Here is a 21038-nt window from a genome sequence, read left to right as displayed (position 1 = left end):
CCCCTCATTGCAATCGGAAAACGTCGACCAGTCCGATTTGACAAATTTAACAAAAATGACAATCGGCAACAATTTGATTATCTCTAAAAAATAAATACTTGAAAAACAAACACCATAAAAATTAACCTATAAAAACACAGGAATACTAAATTGAAATTTGTTAATAAATCTCAAAGCCATATCCACGACATCAAACAATCGCTGTCTTTCCTCAACCCGTCACAAAGGAGGTTTCGATGCATTCCAAACAAAGTTTCTCCCCTCGGAAGGCCACCAGATTGGTTGCAGTCACCTTTGGCATCGTCATTGCCTTGCTCCATCCTGGCAGTGCTGCAGCCGACGGACTTGCGAGCAAAATCCTCGAAGGTCCGAACACTTCCAATCAACGAGCATTCACAAGTTGCTCTGTTTTCTACACAATGTGCATTCAGCGATACGGTAGCAGACCCGGCAGCACGGCTGGCATGACACGATGCGCAGATTGCTTGAATAACTGCAATCGCTCGAATGGATGGTGGCCGATGATCAGCGGTTGTGCCGTATAACGACAGTGACGTGCTTCGTCGCGAGTAGTTGTGTCGACAGCGCTCAACCGCACAAAAATCCGTCGTTCGCTCGCGACGAGGTTGAAATTTCTACCCAAGATCAAGGCGTACCAATGCTCCGAAACAAAGATCACCAAAATATGATCCATGCATCATTCTCGGACATCACGTCCAATGTCATCGCATCTGCAATTTCGGAAGGAAGGTTGATGGGGTCACATGTTCTTATTGGCGGAGACTGGCACCTCGGCCCTCTCAAAGAACGCAACGTCTCGACCCTGTCGGCGTGGTTTTACGATAATTTCGGATATATCCCAAGCGACTTGACCATCGACACCCCTATCATCCCCACCAACGAGTCGATCAAAATATGTGCATGGGTAAATCCATCATCATCAATCGAATATGCGAATTTCATACACTGGATAAACCATGATCCTCCACGGGATTTCCTGTTGGTTTCGATCCCGGAAGAGAGTGCCCACCCTGCTGCGGAGAACTTCCTCGATCTCACCAAGCTTCTCGACAACGCAGTTGAAATAAAATCGATCGATGTCAATCCCTACATCACAGAATGGAGCTCCCTCGCCGAGGAAAACGCCGATTTCAGAATGATCAACGAAATTGGAAAAATTCAATCATTCCGATCAACGGATTTCGACGCATACATCATCAACTCCATAGCCAGGAAGTGGGAGCCCACACCGATAGTAGTATTGCGCATAATAGAAACAATCCAATCGGAAAGACGTGATTTTCCGGGAGACATTTTTCTCTATCATCGACTCGAGAAATTCTTCTTGAATGGCATCATCGAGAAGCAAGCCGAAGTCAGCATCACACAAACACAGATACGGATTGCGAGTTCCTGGCATCTCCGTTCATCAGCCATGCAAATTTCAGACTCCATACGCCATGCCGAATAATATAAAGTTCCTCCCAACATCACTCTTTACACTTGCGCTCGCCACTGCGCACACCGAAGCAGCTTCCGCCGATGTAGAAGCGAACTTGCAACGGGAATTGCAAGCCAAACTGCCCGAACTGAAGATAGAGCAAGTTATCCCGTCAAAAATCGACGGACTATATGAGGTCACCGCAAATTCACGAATTTTCTACAGCAATTCATCGGCATCGCACGTTATTATCGGCAACCTGTTCGACACCAACAGCCAGGAAAACATAGCAGAAACACAACTCAACAAGATTAACAGCATAAACATCAATGACCTTCCATTCCAATATGCCATCAAACATAAAAATGGAACCGGAGAGCGCGTGATCGCTACATTCTTCGATCCAAACTGCTCGTTTTGCAAGAAAATGAGTCCCGAGCTAGACAAGATTCCCAACGTCACCGTATACATTTTCCTGTACCCCGTTCTTTCTACCGACTCCGTCGCTAAATCCGAAATCATTCTGTGCGCCGACAATCGACTCCAAGCATGGAAGCAATGGATCGACAGAAGGAAAACCACCGCCCCCCGCAAGCGTTGCCAGCCCACCATCACGAAAGAACTCCTTTCGCTGGGAAAGAAGCTCAATATAAGGGGAACGCCCACCACGTTCCTGCCTTCCGGGGAAAGAGTCGCGGGATTTATTTCCGGGAAAGATTTGGCTGACAAGATTGATCGCAATAACCGCGTGGAGCTTAGAACCCCAACCCACCCCTGAAGTTTGAAGGGGCATTCCGCGATCACGGTAGCACGGATCGAATCCGGGTGAAGATCCTCTCCGCATCCTTGTATTGACCTGCCACTCCATGAATTGAAACACAGACAAAGTCGACAGATACGCCGCGCAACTGCCGGCACAATTCAGCACAATTCCTACACGAATTCACGAAATTACCTCGATTATCATGGCCGCCTGACTCGAACCAGCATCGCCGCGCCGTATCCATCCGACTCCTCTATCGATCTGCACTGCATGCCACGATTGCAGGACCATCCCGATTAGCCATCCACGCCGCCGACGCCCGACTCATCAACGCCGTATTCTCATGAATAAGAAGATCCGCCGCCGGCTCACCATACTGGTCATCAGCGGTGCAGCCATTGCCACTGCCGTCTTAGCAATAACGATCGCCACGCCCGACAAGCATCCGCAGTACCTGTCCGCGCCCGTCACGCGCGGCGATCTCGAGAACGCGGTGCTCGCGACCGGCGCGCTGCAGGCGTTCAGGCAAGTCGACGTCGGCGCGCAGGTGTCGGGGCAGTTGAAGACGCTGAAGGTCAAGCTCGGCGACAAGGTCACGAAAGGCCAGTGGCTCGCCGAGATCGATCCCGTGATCTCGGAAAACGCGCTGCGCCAGGCGCGCGCCAGCGAAGAAAGCCTGCGCGCGCAGCAGCAATCGACCGCCGCGCAACTGACACAGGCCGAGCTCGCGTTCCGCCGCCAGCAGGCGATGCTGCCCGACGATGCAACGTCACGCGAAGCGTTCGAGGCCGCGCGCGCGGCGCTCGACGTGCAGCGCGCGGCGCTCGCATCGCTCGCCGCGCAGATCCGTTCGGCCCGCATCCAGATCGAGACCGCACAGGCCAACCTCGGCTACACGCGCATCGTCGCGCCGATCGACGGCGAGGTCGTCGCGATCGTCACGCAGGAAGGCCAGACCGTGATCGCGCAGCAGCAGGCGCCGGTGATCCTGAAGCTCGCGAATCTCGACACGATGACCGTGAAGGCGCAGGTATCGGAAGCCGACGTGATCCGCGTGAGCGCCGGCCAGAGCGCCTATTTCACGATCCTCGGCGAACCGGACAAGCGTCATTACGGCAAGCTGCGCGCGATCGAACCGGCGCCGCAGAACTACGCCGACGCGCAAAGCACGTTCGGCGGCGGCGCGGGCGGCGGCGCGAAGCCCAACAGCGCAGTGTTCTACAACGCACTGTTCGACGTGCCGAATCCCGAGCACCGGCTGCGCATCGCGATGACCGCGCAGGTCAACATCGTGCTCGGCAACGCGCGCAACGCGCTGATCATTCCGGCCGCCGCGCTCGGCGAGAAGCGCAAGGACGGCACCGTCGCGGTACGCGTGCTGCGCGCCGACGGCAGCACCGAAACGCGCCACATCCGCATCGGCATCAACAACAACGTGCGCGTCGAAGTGCTGGCCGGCCTGAAGGACGGCGAGCGCGTCGTGATCGGCGAAGCGTCGACGGACGAACGCGCGCCATTGTCGGACGTGGTGTAACGATGAGCCAGCCTCTGCTGAAACTCGCCGCCGTCACGCGACGCTTTCCGGCCGGCGACAAGGACGTCGTCGTCCTGAACAACGTCAGCCTGTCGATCGACGCGGGCGAGATCGTCGCGATCGTCGGCGCGTCGGGGTCCGGCAAGTCGACGCTGATGAACATCCTCGGCTGCCTCGATCATCCGAGCGAAGGCACGTACACGGTCGGCGGACGCGACACGCACATGCTCGACAGCGACGAGCTCGCGCAGTTGCGCCGCGAGCACTTCGGCTTCGTGTTCCAGCGCTATCACCTGCTGCCGCACGTCGACGCGGTCGCGAACCTCGAAATGCCGGCGATCTATGCGGGCACCCCGCGCGCCGAGCGGCATGCCCGCGCCCGTGCATTGCTCGCGCGCCTCGGGCTCGCCGATCGCGCGCATCACCGGCCCGGGCAACTGTCCGGCGGCCAGCAGCAACGCGTGAGCATTGCACGCGCGCTGATGAACGGCGGCCAGGTGATCCTCGCGGACGAACCGACCGGCGCGCTCGACACGAAAAGCGGCCAGGACGTGATCCGCATCCTGCACGAACTGAACGCGCTCGGCCATACGATCGTGATCGTCACGCACGACAAGGACGTGGCGCGCCACGCGCGGCGCATCATCGAAATCAGCGACGGCGAGATCGTCGCCGACCGGCCGAACCGCCACTACGCGGAAGCGCTCGCGCAATCCGGCGTCGGGGCAGCCGCAACGGCCGAAACGGCGCCCGATGGGCGGTCCGCACCGGCTTCCGGGGATGCCCCGGCCGCCAGCACCGACACCGCCCCCGCCCCACGCACCCGACGCTTCGCCGCCGGCACCGGCCGCTTCGGCGAGGCGTGCCGGATGGCCTGGATCGCGCTCGTGTCGCACCGGCTGCGTACGCTGCTGACGATGCTCGGCATCATCATCGGCATCACGTCGGTCGTGTCGATCGTCGCGGTCGGCGAAGGCGCGAAGCGTTACATGCTCGACGAGATCGGCAGCATCGGCACCAATACGATCAGTCTTTATCCGGGCACCGACTGGGGCGACAGCCGCGCGGACGCGATCCAGACGCTCGTGCCCGACGACGTCGCCGCGCTCGCGGAGCAACCGTACGTCGACAGCGCGACACCCGAGACGTCGCGCACGCTGCTGCTGCGTTATCGCAACATCAACGTGAATGCGCTCGTCAGCGGCGTCGGCGAGCGCTACTTCCAGGCGCGCGGGATGCGCTTCGCGCTCGGCGTCGCGTTCGACGACGACGCGGTGCGCCGCCAGGCGCAGGTGGTCGTGATCGACCAGAACACGCGCCGCAAGCTGTTCGGCGCGGCGCGCAATCCGGTCGGCGAAGTGATCCTCGTCGACAACGTGCCGTGCGTCGTGATCGGCGTGACCGCCGACAAGAAAAGCGCGTTCGGCAGCGTGAAGAGCCTGAACGTGTGGGTGCCGTACACGACCGCGAGCGGGCGCCTGTTCGGCCAGCGCTATCTCGACAGCATCACCGTGCGCGTGCGCGACGGGCAGCCGAGCGCCGCCGCCGAGAAAAGCCTCGAGAAACTGATGATCCAGCGCCACGGCCGCAAGGACTTCTTCACGTACAACATGGACAGCGTGGTCAAGACCGTCGAGAAGACCGGCCAGTCGCTGACGCTGCTGCTCTCGCTGATCGCGGTGATCTCGCTCGTCGTCGGCGGGATCGGCGTGATGAACATCATGCTGGTGTCGGTCACCGAGCGGACGCGCGAGATCGGCATCCGGATGGCGGTCGGCGCGCGCCAGTCCGACATCCTGCAGCAGTTCCTGGTCGAGGCCGTGCTCGTGTGCCTGCTCGGCGGCACGATCGGCATCGCGCTGTCGTTCGGGCTCGGCGCGCTGTTCTCGATGTTCGTCGCGCAGTGGAAGATGGTGTTCTCGGCCGGCGCGATCGCGACCGCGTTCGTGTGCTCGACGCTCACCGGTGTGATTTTCGGGTTCATGCCCGCGCGCAACGCGTCGCGGCTCGATCCGATCGATGCGCTCGCGCGCGACTGACGAAACATGGCCATCACGCATTCCTCCCCGCTTCACCGTCTCGGCGCATTCGCGTGCGTGGCCGTGCTGCTCGCCGGCTGCGCGGGCGGGCGCCACGATCCGCTGCCGGCCGTCGCGATGCCCGCGAACTGGGCCGCCCCGGTCGCGGCCGACGCGCCGGCCGCCACGCGCGACTGGTGGCGCAGCTTCGGCGACCCGCAACTCGATGCGCTGATCGACGACGCGCTGCGCGCCAACGGCGATCTCGCGATCGCGGCGATCCGCGTGTATCGCGCACGGTTGCAGGCAGGGCTCGTCGATACGAACCTGACGCCCAACGTGACGCTCGGTGCGAACGGCGCCGTGTCGCGCACGCTCGATACCCACCGAACGAGCCGGTCGAGCGACCTCGCCGGTTCGCTCAGCTACGAAATCGACCTGTGGGGCCGGCTGGCCGCGCTGCGCGATGCCGCGCGCTGGGAAGCCGACGCGACGGCCGCCGATCTCGAAGCCGCGCGACTGTCGCTGATCGGCACGACCGCGGCGCTGTACTGGCAGATCGGCTATCTGAACCGGCAGATCGCGCTCGGCGACGCGAACATCGCGTATGCGGTGCGCACGCTCGCGCTCGTCCGGTCGCGGCACACGGCCGGCGCCGTGTCGGGGCTCGATCTCGCGCAGGCCGAACAGAGCCTCGCCGCGCAACGCGCGGCGCAAACGCAACTGATCCAGCAGCGCACCGAGAACCGGCACGCGCTCGCGATCCTGTTCGACCGGCCGCCGCAGCAGCTCGCCGCCGAGCCGGCCGCGCTGCCCGACGCCGCGCCGCCCGACGTGGCGGCCGGCCTGCCCGCGAGCCTGCTCGGCCGGCGTCCCGACCTGCGTGCGGCGGAATTCCGGCTGCGTGAGTCGCTCGCGCAGGTCGACGCGACGCGCACGAGCTTCTACCCGACCTTCACGCTGACCGGCAGCGCCGGCACGACGAGCACGAGCCTCGAGCGCGTGCTGACGAACCCGGTCGGCACGCTCGGGCTCGGCCTCGCGCTGCCGTTCATCCAGTGGAACACGATGCAGTTGCAGATCAAGGTGTCGAAGTCGCAGTACGAGGAAGCGGTGGTCGGGTTCCGCCAGCGGCTTTATACGGCGCTCGCGGAAGTCGAGAACGCGCTGTCCGCACGCGTGCAGCTCGAACGCGAGGCCGAACAGCGTGCGCTGTCGCTCGCCCAGGCGCAGCGCGCCGAGCGGCTGGCCGCCGCGCGCTTCGCGGCCGGCGCGACCGCCGTGCAACCGTGGCTCGACCAGCAGCAGGTCCTGAGGAGCGCGCAGAGCGCCGACGAACTGACGCGCCTGAACCGGCTCAACAACCAGATGAAGCTCTACCGCGCGCTCGGCGGCGGGGCCTCCTGACCGGCCGTCCTGTGCCGACCGCCGGCCGCGTCATTCGCACACGGCCGCCCCGCGCCGCGCCGGCGCGAACGCCACCATGCTCGCGGTCGCGAGCACGGCCACGCCCGCCGCGCCGTACACCATCACCCAGCCGAACCCATGCACGAGCGCAGCGTGCAGCGCCGCGCCGGTCGGGTCGGCCTGCGCGAGCGCCGGCGCGACGGCCTGCAGCCCGTCGGTGCGACCCGACGCGATTTCCTGCGCGAGCCGGCGCAGCGCCGCATCGCCGATCGCGCCGGCCGGCCCGCGCTTCAGGCTCGCGACGATCCCCGCCACCAGCACGAAGCCCATCGCCGCGATGTTCAGCGCGAGCGAGATCATCCGTGCGCTCATGTCGATGCCCGACGCCATCCCGGCCCGCGCACTCGGCACCGCGCCCGTCGTCGTGTTGGTGACGGGCGTGTTGGTCAGCCCGAGCCCGATGCCGGCGATCGCGCAGCCCGGCAGCATCGTCAGCCAGCTCGCATGATCGGCCGCGCTGCCCAGCCGCATCAGCACGAAACCGGCCGCGATCGTGAACAGGCCGCCCGGAATCACGACGCCCGGGCCATAGCGCAGGGCGAGCCGTTCGCCGAACGGCGGTGCGATCAGCGTCGGCAGCGTGTACGCGAGCAACGCGAGGCCGGCCGTCACGCTGTCGTAGCCGAGCGCGACCTGGAACCAGATCGGCAGGTAGATCATGAACGGCCAGAAGCTGAAGTTCATCCCCATCGAGCCGAAGATCGCGCCGGTGAACGCGCGAATCCGGAACACCGAGAAGTCGAACATCGGCCGCGCGCTGCCGCGCTCCACGGCGACGAAGCCGGCCAGCGCGAGCGCGGTCGTGCCGAGCACGCCGAGGCCGGCTCGGCTCGTCAATCCGAGTTCGGCGCTTTGGGTGATGTAGAACGCGAGACCGAGCACCGCGAGCGACAGCGTGACGATGCCCGCGACGTCGAGCGAGCCCGCATGCGGATCGCGCGATTCCCGCACCGCGCCGCCGATCAGCGCGAGCGCGACGGCCGCGAGCGGCGCATGCACGAGGAACACCCACGGCCAGCTCGCCAGCGCGACGATCGCGCCGCCGACGATCGGCCCGAACCCGAGCCCGATGCCGAACACGATGCCCCAGATCCCGAATGCGCGGCCGCGCTCGCGCCCTTCGCGGAACTGGTGCGACAGCACGGCGATCTGGCAGATCAGCATCGCGCCGCCGCTCGCGCCCTGCAGCAGCCGGCCCGCGACGAGCACCGGCACGTTCGGCGCGAGCCCGCACAGCAGCGACGTCGCGCCGAACAGCACGGTGCCGATCACGTACACGCGCTTGCGGCCGAACCGGTCCGCGAGCGTACCGGCCGCCATCAGCACCGTCGTACACGCGATCGTGTACGCGTTCATGATCCACTGCATGCCGTTGAAATCGCCATGCAGCACGTGTTCGAGCGTCGGCAGGATCACCGGCACGCTCGAGATTTCGAGGCCGAACATCAGCGACGTGAGACAGACGGCCGCGAGCGCGACCGCATTCCTGCGAGAGTCGGATAGCGTCATGCGTATTGCGCGGCGGCCCGACGACGGGCCGCGCGCCTCCAGGTCAGTAGGATTCGCCGCGTGCGGCCGGCGACGCACGCTGAACGGGAATCGGTACTATAGTGAGAATTCGTCTCCCCATTGACGCGTACATTTCCATGCACTGGGGAATCTCAGGACCCAATCGACTCACACCCGCCATGACCGACAGACTCGACGGCGTAACGACCTTCGTCCAGGTCGTGGAATCGGGCAGCTTCGCGCTGGCCGCGGAGCGGCTCGACATGACGCGTTCCGCGGTCGGCAAGGCGATCGCGCGGCTCGAGAAGCGGCTCGGCGCACGGCTGCTGCAGCGCACGACGCGCAGCCAGAGCCTGACCGACGACGGCCAGGCGTACTACGACCGCTGCGTGCGCGCGCTGGCCGAACTCGAAGCGGCGGAAGCCGATCTCGACTGCGGCCGCCACGAGGCGCGCGGCAAGCTGCGGCTGAGCGTGCCGCTCGCGTTCGGGCACCACTGCGTGACGCCGATCGTGCTCGACCTCGCGCGCTCTTATCCGCACCTGCGAATCGACGTGTCGATCACCGACCGCTTCGTCGATCTCGTCGAGGAAGGGATCGACCTCGCGGTGCGGATCGGCACGCTCGCGGACAGCACGAGCCTCGCGGTGCGGCGGCTCGGCACGCAATACGGCAGCCTCGGCGCGGCGCCGTCGTATCTCGCGCGCTACGGGACGCCGAAGACGCTCGACGACCTGAAGCACCACCGGACGATCGCGTATTCGCGATCGGGCGTGGTGCAGCCGTGGGACTTGCGCGCGCCGGACGGCTCGACGGTGCGGATCGACATGCCGCATCAACTGAGTTTCGACGACGTGCAGGCGATCGCCGCGGCCGGTGCGTCGGGGTTCGGGATCGCGTGGCTGCCGAGCTGGCTGCTCGACCATTACGTGAAGCGCGGGGAGATGGCGGTCGTGCTGGATCGCTGCTTCGTCTGCGAAGGGGACATTCACGCGATCTGGCCGAAGACGCGCTACCTGCCGCGCAAGACGCGCTGCGTGATCGATGCGCTCGCGCAGGCGGTGCCGCCGATGATCGAGCGCCCGGAGCCTGCAAACCACAAGAAAGCAGGCTGAAGCCGACGCGCCGCACGGGCGCGTCGGGTCATTACGCGGCCGTCATGCGCCGATCACGCCGCGCCGAGATCGGCGAGCGGATGCGCGAACAGCTTCCACGGCGACGTCAGGAAATGCCGCACGCGCTCGGCGCGCAGCTCGACGAGCGACGCGGGTGCCCAGCGCGGCTTGCGATCCTTGTCGACGAGATGCGCGCGCACGCCTTCGCAGAAATCGCCTTCCTCGATCGCGCGCGCCACGATGCCGAGCTCCATCCGGAACGATTCCGCGAGCGTCATCTGCCGGCCGCGCAGCAGCGCCTCGCGCGTCACCGCGAGCATCGTCGGCGAATGGCTCGCGAGCGCATCGAGCGTCGCCTGCAACCATTGACGGTGCTCGCGCGCCAGCTCGTCGCGCGCCAGGTCTTGCGTGAGCGTGGCGACGATCCGCTCGACGGTCGAGCGCTTGTCGAAGTGGCGGACGATCCACGGCATCTGGCCGTCGAGCGCCGAATGCGGCACCACATTGCACGGCGGCTCAAATACCTTGCGCAACAACGGCAGCGCATCGCCGTCCCACTTCACGCTTTCGATGCGCGTCTCGAACGTGTCGAGCCACGCGGACGGCACGCACAGGTCCGCGAGCTTCGCGCTCAGCGCGTCGGCGCCCGACAGCATCGCGCCGGTCAGCCCCACGTACAGTTCGAGTTCGGCCGGCATGCGCGACAGGAAATGCGTCGCCCCCACGTCGGGCACGAGGCCGATGCGCGTCTCCGGCATCGCGATCTTGCTGCGCTCGGTCGCGACACGCAGCGCCGCGCCCTGCGCGAGCCCCATGCCGCCGCCCATCGTCACGCCGTCCATCAGCGCGACCACCGGCTTCGGGAACGTGTGGATCGCGTAGTCGAGCCGGTATTCGTCGACGAAGAACGGCAGCCAGGTCTCGCGCTGCGCGACCATCCTGTACAGCGCACGCACGTCGCCGCCCGCGCAGAAGCCCTTCTCGCCCGCGCCGCGCAGCACGACCGCGACGATCTGGTCGTCGTGGCGGCAACGCTCGAACAGCGCCGTGAGTTCGCCGATCATTGCGTACGACAGCGCGTTGAGCGCGGCCGGCCGGTTCAGCGTGATCAGCGCCACGCGGTTCACCACGCGATACAGCACCTCGGGCGCATGCTCCGCGAATGCGTCGTGATTCGTCACCGGCGTGCTCATCGTTGCGACTCCTCATCGGTTCGCCACTGCGGCGCGCGCTTGCCGAGGAACGCCGCCACGCCTTCGCGCGGATCGGCCGTGTCGAACAGGTCGACGAAGCGTTCGCGCTCGACCGCGAGCGCCGCGCCGCGCGGCACGCCGCGGCGGGCGAGGCCGATCAGCTCCTTGCTGTAGGCGAGCGCGTGCGGGCTTTGCCGCGCGACGTTGCGCGCCAGCGCGAGCGCCGCGTCGCGCGCGGCGCCGCTTTCCACCACGTCCTCGACGAGGCCGATCCGCAGTGCGGTGGCCGCATCGACGCGCGCGCCGGTCAGGATGATCTTCTTCGCCCAGCCTTCGCCGACGAGCCAGGGCAGCGTCTGCGTGCCGAGCCCGCACGGCAGCAGGCCGACCGACGGTTCGGGCAGCGCCATCTGCACATGCGTCTCCGCGATCCGCAGGTCGCACGCGAGCGCGCATTCGAGGCCGCCGCCCATCGCATAGCCGTTGATCGCCGCGATCGTCACGACGCGCGCATCGTGCAGCGCCTCGAACGCCGCGCCGAAGCACGACGCCATCGCACGTGCGACCGCACGATCGCCGTCGGCGAACGTGTTGAGGTCGGCGCCCGCGCTGAAGAACTTCGGGCCGTCGCCGGTGATCACCAGCGCGCGCACGCGCGGGTTCGCATTCAGTTCGGCGACGGTGGCCTGCAATTGCCGCAGCCCGTCGGCGGTAAAGGCGTTCGCGGGCGGACGCTTGAGCGTCGCGCACGCGATCGCGCCGTCGTCGACGTAGTCGAGTTCGATCATGAGGCGTCCTTCTTCGTGGCCGGTTGGTACAGGCGGATCACCGCCGAGAAATCGAGCTGGCCGTCGCCGCGGCTGCTCATCGTCTGGTACAGCTGCTGCGCGAGCGCGCCGAGATAGACGGGCTGGCGCGCCTGCTTCGCCGCATCGTTCGCGAGGCCGAGATCCTTCAGCATCAGGTCGGTGCCGAAGCCGCCGGAGTAGCCGCGCGACGACGGCGCGGTCTCGATCACGCCCGGATACGGGTTGTAGGTGTCCGAACTCCAGCAGCGGCCCGTCGACGTGTTGACGATGCCGGCCAGCACCTTCGGGTCGATGCCGAGCGCGACGCCGAGCGACATCGCCTCCGACACCGCCGCCATCGAGATGCCGAGCACGAGGTTGTTGCAGACCTTCGCGACCTGCCCCATGCCCGTCGCGCCGCAGTGGACGATGTTCTTGCCCATGCCGGCGAGCACGGGCTTCACGCGCTCGAAATCCGCATCGCTGCCGCCGACCATGAAGGTCAGCGTGCCGGCCGCCGCGCCGCCGGTGCCGCCCGACACCGGCGCATCGACGAACGCGCCGCCGTGCTCGCGCACCAGCGCGCCGAACGCCTGCGCGCTCGCCGGGTCGATCGTGCTCGAATCGATCACCGTCGCGCCCGCGCCGAGGCCGGCCAGCACGCCGTGCTCGCCGGACAGCACCGAGCGCACGTGCGGCGCGGCCGGCAGCATCGTGATCACGAACGTCGCGCCCGACGCCGCATCGCGCGGCGACGCGGCCGCCTGCGCGCCGGCGTCCTGCAGCGCGCGCAACGCGTCGGCGCTCAGGTCGAACGCGTGCACGTCATGGCCGGCTTTCAGCAGGTTCAGCGCCATCGGCGCGCCCATGTGGCCGAGGCCGATGAATCCGATTTTCATGTTCGTTTCCTCCACCGCTCAATGCAGCCGGATCGTCGTATTCACCGGGCCGGCCGTCGTGTCGTCGTCGAACCAGCGCGCGGTGACCGTCTTGGTCTGCGTGTAGAACTGCACGACCTGCTTGCCGTACGGGCCGAGATCGCCGAGCTTCGAGCCGCGCGAACCGGTGAAGCTGAAGAACGGCACCGGCACCGGAATCGGGATGTTGATGCCGACCTGGCCGACGTCGATCTCGCTCTGGAATTTGCGCGCCGCCGCGCCGCTCTGCGTGAAGATGCCCACGCCGTTGCCCATCGGGTTCGCGTTGACGAGCGCGATCGCGTCGTCGAGCGTGTCGACCTCCATCACGACCAGCACCGGCCCGAAGATTTCATGCGTGTAGATCGACATGTCGGTCGTCACGCCGGAGAAGATCGTCGGGCCGATGAAGTTGCCGTCCTCGTAGCCGGGCACCTTCACGTCGCGACCGTCGAGCTCGAGCTTCGCGCCTTCCTTGATGCCCGCGTCGATCAGCGTCAGGATCCGCGCCTTCGCGCCGCGCGACACGACCGGGCCGACGTCGGTGCCCGCTTCGGCGCCCGCGTTGACCTTCAGCGCCTTCGCCTTCGCGACGATGTCGGGCAGCCACTCGCGCGCCGTGCCCACCAGCACCGCGACCGAGGTCGCCATGCAGCGCTGGCCGGCCGCGCCGAAGCCCGCGCCGACGAGCGCGTTGATCGCCTGCTCGCGGTTCGCGTCGGGTAGCACGATCGCGTGGTTCTTCGCGCCCATCATCGACTGCACGCGCTTGCCGTGCTGGCCGCCGAGGTTGTAGACGTGCGTGCCGACCGCCGTCGAACCGACGAACGAGATCGCCTTCACGAGCGGATGCGTGCAGATCGCGTCGACGACTTCCTTGCCGCCGTGCACGACGTTCAGTACGCCTTTCGGTATGCCGGCCTCGAGCGCGAGTTCGACGAGTTCCATCGTCGACATCGGGTCCTGCTCCGACGGCTTCAGCACGAACGTGTTGCCGCACACGATCGCCATCGGGAACATCCACAGCGGAATCATCGCGGGGAAATTGAACGGCGTGATGCCCGCGCACACGCCGAGCGGCTGGCGCAGCGTGTAGGTGTCGACGCCGCCCGCGACGTTCTCCGCGAATTCGCCCAGTTGCAGCGTGCCGATCGAGCATGCGTGCTCGACCACTTCGAGGCCGCGGAAGATGTCGCCTTCGGCATCGGGAATCGTCTTGCCCTGCTCGGCCGTCAGCGTCTTCGCGATGCGCTGCTGGTTCGCGCGCACCAGATCCTGGAACTTCAGCATGATGCGCATGCGCGCGGCGATCGGCGTGTTCTTCCACGTCGCATACGCGGCGTGCGCGGCCTGCACGGCCGCGTCGACTTCCGCGACGGTCGCGAACGGCACGCGCGCGAGCACCTGCTGCGTCGCCGGGTTGACGACGTCGCGCCACTCGTCGGTGGCGGACTCGACGAAAGCGCCGTCGATCAGCAGCTTGACCGTCGGCACGTCTTGCCCCGTACGGGGCGTCGGATTCGCGTTCATCAGCGTTTTCTCCTTGCAGTGGGTCGCGGCGTGGCGGCATGCCGCCGCGCGACCGGTTCGATTCGGCTGCGGGCGGCCGCCGCGGCATGCGGCGCGCGCGGCCCGCGGCCGGTCATTTCAGTTCGGCGGCGAAATCCTCTTCCCAGTATTCGCCGGGCATGCGCGCGGTCGCGTCGTCGCCGCGCTCGATCTCGCGGCGGCGCAGTTCGACGCGGCGAATCTTCCCCGAGATCGTCTTCGGCAGCTCCGCGAATTGCAGGCGGCGGATGCGCTTGTACGGCGCGAGCTTCTCGCGCGAGAAACGGAAGATTTCCAGCGCGAGCGCGGGGCTTTCCTCGTAGCCCTGGCGCAGCGTGATGAACGTTTTCGGCACCGACAGCCGTACCGGGTCCGGGCTCGGCACGACAGCCGCCTCGGCGATCGCCGGATGCTCGATCAGCACGCTCTCGAGTTCGAACGGGCTCAGCCGGTAGTCGGACGACTTGAACACGTCATCCGCGCGGCCGACGTACACGTAGTAGCCGTCGTCGCGACGCATCGCGATGTCCGACGTGCGGTAGTGGCCGTCGCGCATCGCATGGGCCGTCGCGTCGGGATTGTTCGCATAGCCGTTCATCAGCCCGACCGGGCGCGCGGCGCCATCGCCGAGCGGCAGCGCGACCTCGCCTTCGCTGACGGGCGCGCCGTCCGGATCGAGCAGCGCGATCCGGTAGCCGGGCAGCGGCCGGCCCATCGAGCCCGCGACCACCGGCTGGCCCGGCGAGTTGCCGATCAGGCAGGTCGTCTCGGTCTGGCCGTAGCCGTCGCGGATCGAGATATTCCAAGCCTTCTTCACGCGCTCGATGATCTCGGGATTCAGCGGCTCGCCCGCGCCGACGATCTCGCGCAGCTTCACGTCGAACGACGCGAGCGGCTGCTGCACGAGCATGCGCCACACGGTCGGCGGCGCGCACAGCGTGGTCACCCGGTATTTGACGAGCGCATCGAGCACGACCCTCGGCTCGAAGCGCGCATAGTTGAACGCGAACACGCACGCCTGCGCATTCCACGGCGCGAAGAAGCAGCTCCACGCATGCTTCGCCCAGCCCGGCGAGCTGATGTTCCAGTGGATGTCGCCCGGCTGCAGGCCGACCCAGTACATCGTCGACAGATGGCCGACCGGATAGGTGCGGTGCGTATGCTCGACGAGCTTCGGCTTGGACGTCGTGCCCGACGTGAAGTACAGCAGCATCGGATCGTTCGCGTGCGTGACGGCGTCCGGCTCGAACGCGGCGCTCGCCGCATAGCCATCGTTCATCGCGAGCCAGCCCGCGCGCGGCGCGCCGGCGACGATCTTTTGCGCGAGGCCGAGATCGGGCTGCTCGAACTTCGCGGTTTCGTTCTCGTCGACGATCGCGTATTTCGCGCCGCCGATGCGCACGCGGTCGCGCACGTCGTCGGGCGACAGTTGCGTGGTGGCGGGCAGCACGATCGCGCCGAGCTTCATCGCGGCCAGCATCGCGTCCCACAGCTCGACGCGGTTCGGCAGCATCAGCAGGATGCGGTCGCCGCGCACGACGCCGATCGAGCGCAGCCAGTTCGCGATCCGCGACGAACGCTCGGACATCTGCGCGAACGAATACGGATCGCCCGTGCCGGTCGCCGCATCGACGATCCACAGCGCGGGCTCGTCGTTGCCGCGCGCCATCGGGTCGAAGTAATCGAGCGCCCAGTTGAACGCGTCGAGCACCGGCCATTCGAACTCGCGGTACGCGGTGTCGTAGTCGGTGCGATGGCGCAGCAGAAAGTCGCGTGCGTCCAGGAATGCCTGTACCGTCATGTGTCGTCTCCGTCCAGTCTCCATGCCCAGCGGTCAACCGGCGCACGTGCTGCAGCACCTGCCCGGCTCCGTGTTGCACGGCGCACGGTCACGTCGTTGCGTGCCGCGTTCGCCGCGCTGCCCTCGTGCTTGCGTTGTATGCCTGCTTGTTCGACCGTTTGTTCGACTGCGTGATACCCCGGATGAGCGCGCGCCGCGACTCAAAGCTGTCGCGCGATCACCATCCGCTGCACTTCGCTGGTGCCTTCGTAAATCTGCGTGATGCGCGCGTCGCGATAGTGACGCTCGACCTCGTAATCGACCAGATAGCCGTAGCCGCCGTGAATCTGGATCGCGTCCGAGCACACGCGCTCGGCCATCTCGGACGCGAACAGCTTCGCCTGCGACGCTTCCGACAGGCACGGCAGCCCGGCCGTGCGCAGCTTCGCCGCGTGATGCACGAGCAGGCGCGCGGCGTTGATCTGCACGGCCATGTCGGCGAGCTTCTGCTGGATCGCCTGATGCTCGGCGATCGGCTTGCCGAACTGCACGCGCTCGCCCGCATAGCGGCGCGCCTTGTCGAACGCGGCGCGCGCGATGCCGAGCGCCTGCGCGGCGATGCCGATGCGCCCGCCTTCGAGGTTCGACAACGCGATCTTCAGCCCTTCGCCGCGATTGCCGAGCAGGTTTTCCTCGGGAATCGCGCAGTTCTCGAACGTGATCGGGCACGTGTCGGACGCGCGAATGCCCATTTTCTTCTCGGGCTTGCCGACGATGAAGCCCGGCGTGTCGGTCGGCACCAGGAACGCGGAAATGCCGCGCTTGCCGGCTTCCGGATCGGTCATGGCAAAAACGATCGCGACGCCCGCGCGCTGGCCGTTGGTCACGAACTGCTTCGCGCCGTTCAGCACCCACTTGCCGTCGCGCAACTCGGCGCGCGTGCGCAGGTTGTTCGCCTCGGAACCGGCATGCGGCTCGGTCAGGCAGAATGCGCCGATCACGCGGCCGGCCGCCATGTCGGCCAGCCAGCGATCCTTCTGCGCGGGCGTGCCGAAGCCGAGGATCGGCCCGCAGCCGACCGAGTTGTGCACGCTCATCATCGTCGCGCACGCGGCGTCGCCGGCCGCCACTTCCTCCATCGCCAGCGCATAGGCCACGTAATCCGTATACGAGCCGCCCAGCTCCTGCGGCACGATCATCCCGAGCAGGCCCAGTTCGCCGAGCTGCGCGACGATCGCGTCGGGCAGGTGCGCGTCGTGGTCCCACTGCGCCGCGTTCGGCGCCAGCACCTCGGTGGCAAAAGCGCGCGCGGCATCGCGGATCATCCGCTGGTCTTCGGTGTAAAGCTCGTCCATGGTGCTGCAGTCTCCCGCGGCCGCCGGGCGCGACCGTCCTTGCGTTTCGATGCAACAAGTGTAGGCAAGCACGCGCGACTGTTCGATGCTCGCGTCGCTCATTTACACTGAGCGTTTTTGCCATACCGGCGACACCGATGAAGCAGGAAGACAAGGGAACCGTCGCGATCGCCCTCGTCGCGTACAGCGTCGCGCTGGCCACGCGCCGCGGCGTCGCGGCCGAGCCGCTGCTCGCGCAGGCCGGCATCGCGCCCGCGCTGCTCGGGCAGCCGCGCGCACGCGTGTCCGCGCAGCAATATGGCGCGTTGTGGAACGCCATCGCGCGCACGCTCGACGACGAGTTTTTCGGGCAGGATCGTCACCCGATGCGCAGCGGCAGCTTCATCGCGATGAGCCAGGCCGCGCTGTCGGCCCGCGACGGGCTGCACGCGATGGCGCGCGCGGTGAACTTCATGCACTGCGTGCTCGACGACCTGCACGCCGAGCTCGACGCGAATCCGCAGCGCGTACGGCTGCGTTTCGTGCACCGCAACAACGGCGCGACGCCCGCGATGTTCACGTACGCGACCTATTTCATCATCGTCTACGGCCTCACCTGCTGGCTGATCGGCCGGCGCATTCCGCTGCTGCATGCGAGCTTCCGTTGCGACACGCCGCCCGCCGATCACGAATATCCGTCGATGTTCTGCGACGACATGCGTTTCAACGAGCCCGATTCGTATGTCGATTTCGATCCCGAATTCGCGACGCTGCCGGTCGTGCAGAACGCGAAGACGCTGAAAACGTTTCTGCGCAACGCGCCGGCCAGCTTCATCGTCAAGTACCGCAACCCGAACGCGCTCGCGCAGCGCGTGCGCGCGGTGCTGCGCGGGATGCCGCCCGCCGCGTGGCCGGGCGCGGGCGGGATGGCCGCGCGGCTGCACGTGGCCGAGGCCACGCTGCGCCGCAAGCTGCACCAGGAAGGCCACGCGTACCAGTCGATCAAGGACACGCTGCGGCGCGATCTCGCGTTCGAGGCGCTGGCCGACCCCGCACGCACGATCGCCGACGTCGCGGCCGCGACCGGATTCGCGGAGCCGAGCGCGTTCTACCGCGCGTTCCGCAAATGGAGCGGACGCAGCCCGGCCGACTATCGCGACGAAGTGCTCGCGCGCGGCGGCGGCGCCAGCTGAATCCGGCCGGCGCGGCCGCACCTTCGCGCTTTCCGCGGAAACCGCCTAATCTTCAGGTATCGGGCCCACGCCCTTTCCGCAAGCCGGACGGCACGCGGTCGTGCGCCGCCCGGACGTCCCGATGCGCTTTCACCGTCATGGGCCGCCGCCGGCCTCTGCCGCGCCCGACGGCCGCCCCCGTCACCCGCTGTCCGCGCGGGTCGCGCGCGCCGCGCTGTTCGCGGCGCTGCTCGTCGTATGCGCCGCGGTCGCCGCGCCGCCATTGGCCGACGCGCCGGCCGCGCGTCCGGTTGTCGTGATTCCCGTCAACGGCGCGATCGGCCCGGCCAGCGCCGATTTCATCGTGCGTTCGCTCGACCGCGCGGCCCGCGAGCACGCGCCGCTCGCGATCCTGCAGCTCGACACGCCCGGCGGTCTCGATACGTCGATGCGGCAGATCATCAAGGCCATCCTCGGCTCGCCGGTGCCGGTCGCCGCGTTCGTCGCGCCGGGCGGCGCGCGGGCGGCGAGCGCGGGCACCTACATCGTCTATGCGAGCCACTTCGCGGCGATGGCGCCCGGCACCAATCTCGGCGCGGCGTCGCCCGTGCAGTTCGGCATCGGCGGCGCCGCGCCGCCGGGCGCGGCCCCCGGTGCATCGGGTGCATCGGGCGCATCGGGCGCGTCCGCCACGGCCGCCGCGCTGCCGACCGACACGCAATCGACCGAGATCCGCAAGGCGATGCTGGACGCATCCGCGTACATCCGCGGCCTCGCGCAGTTGCGCGGGCGCAATGCGCAATGGGCCGAGCGCGCGGTGCGCGAGGCCGTGAGCCTGTCGGCGAACGAGGCGCGCATGCAGCACGTCGTCGACCTGATCGCGCAGGATCCGGCCGATCTCGCGCGCCAGCTCGACGGCCGCGCCGCGACGACCACCGCCGGCACGCTGCATCTCGCGACCGCGCACGCGCCGCTCGTCGTGCTCGCGCCGGACTGGCGCAGCCGCTTCCTGGCGATCATCGCCGATCCGAACGTCGCGCTGATCCTGCTGACCATCGGCATCTACGGCCTCTTCTTCGAATTCGCGAACCCCGGTTTCGTGCTGCCGGGCGTCGCCGGCACGATCTGCCTGCTGGTCGGGCTGTTCGCGATGCAGTTGCTGCCGGTCAGCTACGCGGGGCTCGGCCTCGTGCTGCTCGGGCTCGGCTGCCTCGTCGCCGAGGCATTCCTGCCGACCTTCGGCGTGCTCGGGTTCGGCGGAATCGTCGCGTTCACGATCGGCGCGCTGATGCTGATCGACACCGACGTGCCCGGCTACGGAATTCCGTGGCCCGTGATCGCGAGCCTCGCGCTCGGCGGCGGGCTGCTCGTCGCGGGCGTGTCGAGCGTCGCGCTGCGCGCGCGGCGCCGCCCGGTCGTGACGGGCGCAGAGGCGATGCTCGGCAGCATCGGCGAAGTGCTCGACGACGGCCTGCATCCGGACCAGCCGAACGACGCGGCCGGCGCGCCGCCGTCGGCCGCCGGCTGGGCGCGCGTGCACGGCGAGCGCTGGCGCGTGGCCAGCCGCACGCCGCTGGCCGCCGGCTGCCGCGTGCGCGTCACCGGCCGCCACGGGCTGACGCTGACGGTCGCGCCGCTCTACGACGTGCCCGCCCCCGCCCATCCCCAGGGAGAACCTTCATGATCGGTTACACGTTCGGCTTCAGCAGCGTCCTGGTCGTCTTCGTCGTGGTGCTCGTCGTGTCGTCGATCCGCATCTTCCGCGAATACGAGCGCGGCGTCGTGTTCATGCTCGGTCGGTTCTGGAAAGTGAAGGGGCCGGGGCTGGTGCTGATCATCCCGATCGTCCAGCAGGTCGTGCGGATCGACCTGCGCACCGTCGTGTTCGACGTGCCGCCGCAGGACGTGATCACGCGCGACAACGTGTCGGTGAAGGTCAACGCGGTCGTGTATTTCCGTGTCGTCGATCCGGAGAAGGCCGTGATCCAGGTCGCGCACTTCTTCGACGCGACGAGCCAGCTCTCGCAGACGACGTTGCGTTCGGTACTCGGCAAGCACGACCTCGACGCATTGCTGGCCGAGCGCGAGCAACTGAACGCCGACATCCAGAAGACGCTCGACGCGCAGACGGACGCGTGGGGGATCAAGGTGTCGACGGTCGAGATCAAGCACGTCGACCTGAACGAGACGATGATCCGCGCGATCGCGCGGCAGGCCGAAGCCGAGCGCGAGCGGCGCGCGAAAGTGATTCACGCGGAAGGCGAATTGCAGGCGTCGGAGAAGCTGCTGCAGGCCGCGCAGCGGCTCGCGCAGCAGCCGCAGGCGATGCAGTTGCGCTACCTGCAGACGTTGACGACGATCGCCGCGGACAAGAATTCGACGATCGTGTTCCCGCTGCCGATCGATCTGCTGGGGGCGTTGCTGGAGCGGTTGGGGGGAAAGCGGGAGGATTAACGGCG

16 protein-coding genes are annotated in these 21038 nt (G+C 66.9%); 9 read left to right on the top strand and 7 right to left on the bottom strand.

Translation table 11 applies throughout. The features are described from left to right. Positions 1-514 precede the first annotated feature (514 nt). The 5 genes from WS96_RS08415 to WS96_RS08395 all read left to right on the top strand — a co-directional run bounded on the left by WS96_RS08415 (position 515) and on the right by WS96_RS08395 (position 7163). Positions 515-1471, top strand: coding sequence for a DUF3658 domain-containing protein (locus WS96_RS08415; RefSeq protein ID WP_257127968.1), 957 nt, complete (start codon positions 515-517; stop codon positions 1469-1471). Next, positions 1461-2219 (top strand): DsbC family protein, encoded by a 759-nt coding sequence (locus tag WS96_RS32050; RefSeq protein ID WP_179949924.1) that lies wholly within the window; start codon positions 1461-1463, stop codon positions 2217-2219. Before WS96_RS08415 ends, WS96_RS32050 begins: the two co-directional genes overlap by 11 nt. Before the next feature lie 328 nt (positions 2220-2547). After that, complete coding sequence (locus tag WS96_RS08405) at positions 2548-3738, top strand: efflux RND transporter periplasmic adaptor subunit (protein ID WP_059831817.1); 1191 nt, start codon at positions 2548-2550, stop codon at positions 3736-3738. Positions 3739-3740: 2 nt separating this feature from the next. Beyond that, positions 3741-5777 carry a MacB family efflux pump subunit gene (locus tag WS96_RS08400; RefSeq protein WP_059831815.1) on the top strand — a complete coding sequence of 679 codons (2037 nt, stop codon included), beginning with the start codon at positions 3741-3743 and terminating at the stop codon, positions 5775-5777. 6 nt (positions 5778-5783) lie between these two features. Then, on the top strand, positions 5784-7163 hold the full coding sequence (locus WS96_RS08395) for an efflux transporter outer membrane subunit (RefSeq protein WP_059831814.1): 1380 nt from the start codon (positions 5784-5786) through the stop codon (positions 7161-7163). Between the two features lie 30 nt (positions 7164-7193). Here WS96_RS08395 and WS96_RS08390 read toward each other — a convergent pair whose 3' ends face one another. Next, the gene (locus tag WS96_RS08390; protein WP_059831812.1) at positions 7194-8732 is read right to left on the bottom strand and encodes an MFS transporter; all 1539 of its coding nucleotides are present in this window, start codon (positions 8730-8732) and stop codon (positions 7194-7196) included. Between the two features lie 179 nt (positions 8733-8911). On the opposite strand from WS96_RS08390, the gene WS96_RS08385 reads away from it, so the two are divergent. Next, the gene (locus tag WS96_RS08385) at positions 8912-9847 is read left to right on the top strand and encodes a LysR family transcriptional regulator (RefSeq protein WP_059831811.1); all 936 of its coding nucleotides are present in this window, start codon (positions 8912-8914) and stop codon (positions 9845-9847) included. A 53-nt stretch (positions 9848-9900) separates the two neighbouring features. Here WS96_RS08385 and WS96_RS08380 read toward each other — a convergent pair whose 3' ends face one another. The 6 genes from WS96_RS08380 to WS96_RS08355 all read right to left on the bottom strand — a co-directional run bounded on the left by WS96_RS08380 (position 9901) and on the right by WS96_RS08355 (position 17428). Further along, positions 9901-11040 (bottom strand): enoyl-CoA hydratase/isomerase family protein, encoded by a 1140-nt coding sequence (locus WS96_RS08380; protein WP_059831809.1) that lies wholly within the window; start codon positions 11038-11040, stop codon positions 9901-9903. Continuing rightward, positions 11037-11828, bottom strand: a complete 792-nt coding sequence (locus WS96_RS08375) for an enoyl-CoA hydratase (RefSeq protein ID WP_059831807.1) — start codon at positions 11826-11828, stop codon at positions 11037-11039. Before WS96_RS08375 ends, WS96_RS08380 begins: the two co-directional genes overlap by 4 nt. Next, positions 11825-12727: a 3-hydroxyisobutyrate dehydrogenase gene (mmsB, locus tag WS96_RS08370; protein WP_059832127.1), complete on the bottom strand. Its 903-nt coding sequence runs from the start codon at positions 12725-12727 to the stop codon at positions 11825-11827. Before mmsB ends, WS96_RS08375 begins: the two co-directional genes overlap by 4 nt. Before the next feature lie 18 nt (positions 12728-12745). Beyond that, on the bottom strand, positions 12746-14275 hold the full coding sequence (locus tag WS96_RS08365; protein WP_059831806.1) for a CoA-acylating methylmalonate-semialdehyde dehydrogenase: 1530 nt from the start codon (positions 14273-14275) through the stop codon (positions 12746-12748). Between the two features lie 112 nt (positions 14276-14387). Then, positions 14388-16094 carry an AMP-binding protein gene (locus WS96_RS08360; RefSeq protein WP_059831804.1) on the bottom strand — a complete coding sequence of 569 codons (1707 nt, stop codon included), beginning with the start codon at positions 16092-16094 and terminating at the stop codon, positions 14388-14390. Positions 16095-16294: 200 nt separating this feature from the next. Further along, a complete protein-coding gene (locus WS96_RS08355) occupies positions 16295-17428 on the bottom strand; it encodes an acyl-CoA dehydrogenase family protein (RefSeq protein WP_059831802.1) in 1134 nt (377 codons plus the stop codon). A gap of 137 nt (positions 17429-17565) precedes the next feature. Here WS96_RS08355 and WS96_RS08350 point away from each other — a divergent pair, with 137 nt between their 5' ends. The 3 genes from WS96_RS08350 (at position 17566) to WS96_RS08340 (ending at position 21033) form a co-directional block, all read left to right on the top strand. Continuing rightward, positions 17566-18600: an AraC family transcriptional regulator gene (locus WS96_RS08350; RefSeq protein WP_059831800.1), complete on the top strand. Its 1035-nt coding sequence runs from the start codon at positions 17566-17568 to the stop codon at positions 18598-18600. 121 nt (positions 18601-18721) lie between these two features. After that, positions 18722-20263, top strand: coding sequence for an NfeD family protein (locus WS96_RS08345; protein WP_059831798.1), 1542 nt, complete (start codon positions 18722-18724; stop codon positions 20261-20263). Next, positions 20260-21033 carry a slipin family protein gene (locus WS96_RS08340; RefSeq protein ID WP_059831796.1) on the top strand — a complete coding sequence of 258 codons (774 nt, stop codon included), beginning with the start codon at positions 20260-20262 and terminating at the stop codon, positions 21031-21033. The genes WS96_RS08345 and WS96_RS08340 overlap by 4 nt, the downstream gene beginning before the upstream one ends. Positions 21034-21038 lie beyond the last annotated feature (5 nt).

The sequence above is a fragment of the Burkholderia sp. MSMB1835 genome (assembly GCF_001526365.1).
Taxonomy (GTDB): Bacteria; Pseudomonadota; Gammaproteobacteria; order Burkholderiales; family Burkholderiaceae; genus Burkholderia.
Note: the sequence above shows the minus strand (reverse complement) of the source record. Positions and strands in the feature narration are given on the sequence as shown.

What these genes read in the sequence shown, in the direction of transcription:
- WS96_RS32050 (WP_179949924.1), top strand. Translation starts at nt 1,461, where the DNA reads ATGCCGAATAATATAAAGTTCCTCCCAACATCACTCTTTACACTTGCG.
- WS96_RS08405 (WP_059831817.1), top strand. Translation starts at nt 2,548, where the DNA reads ATGAATAAGAAGATCCGCCGCCGGCTCACCATACTGGTCATCAGCGGT.
- WS96_RS08400 (WP_059831815.1), top strand. Translation starts at nt 3,741, where the DNA reads ATGAGCCAGCCTCTGCTGAAACTCGCCGCCGTCACGCGACGCTTTCCG.
- WS96_RS08395 (WP_059831814.1), top strand. Translation starts at nt 5,784, where the DNA reads ATGGCCATCACGCATTCCTCCCCGCTTCACCGTCTCGGCGCATTCGCG.
- WS96_RS08390 (WP_059831812.1), bottom strand. Translation starts at nt 8,732, where the DNA reads ATGACGCTATCCGACTCTCGCAGGAATGCGGTCGCGCTCGCGGCCGTC.
- WS96_RS08385 (WP_059831811.1), top strand. Translation starts at nt 8,912, where the DNA reads ATGACCGACAGACTCGACGGCGTAACGACCTTCGTCCAGGTCGTGGAA.
- WS96_RS08380 (WP_059831809.1), bottom strand. Translation starts at nt 11,040, where the DNA reads ATGAGCACGCCGGTGACGAATCACGACGCATTCGCGGAGCATGCGCCC.
- WS96_RS08375 (WP_059831807.1), bottom strand. Translation starts at nt 11,828, where the DNA reads ATGATCGAACTCGACTACGTCGACGACGGCGCGATCGCGTGCGCGACG.
- mmsB (WP_059832127.1), bottom strand. Translation starts at nt 12,727, where the DNA reads ATGAAAATCGGATTCATCGGCCTCGGCCACATGGGCGCGCCGATGGCG.
- WS96_RS08365 (WP_059831806.1), bottom strand. Translation starts at nt 14,275, where the DNA reads ATGAACGCGAATCCGACGCCCCGTACGGGGCAAGACGTGCCGACGGTC.
- WS96_RS08360 (WP_059831804.1), bottom strand. Translation starts at nt 16,094, where the DNA reads ATGACGGTACAGGCATTCCTGGACGCACGCGACTTTCTGCTGCGCCAT.
- WS96_RS08355 (WP_059831802.1), bottom strand. Translation starts at nt 17,428, where the DNA reads ATGGACGAGCTTTACACCGAAGACCAGCGGATGATCCGCGATGCCGCG.
- WS96_RS08350 (WP_059831800.1), top strand. Translation starts at nt 17,566, where the DNA reads ATGAAGCAGGAAGACAAGGGAACCGTCGCGATCGCCCTCGTCGCGTAC.
- WS96_RS08345 (WP_059831798.1), top strand. Translation starts at nt 18,722, where the DNA reads ATGCGCTTTCACCGTCATGGGCCGCCGCCGGCCTCTGCCGCGCCCGAC.
- WS96_RS08340 (WP_059831796.1), top strand. Translation starts at nt 20,260, where the DNA reads ATGATCGGTTACACGTTCGGCTTCAGCAGCGTCCTGGTCGTCTTCGTC.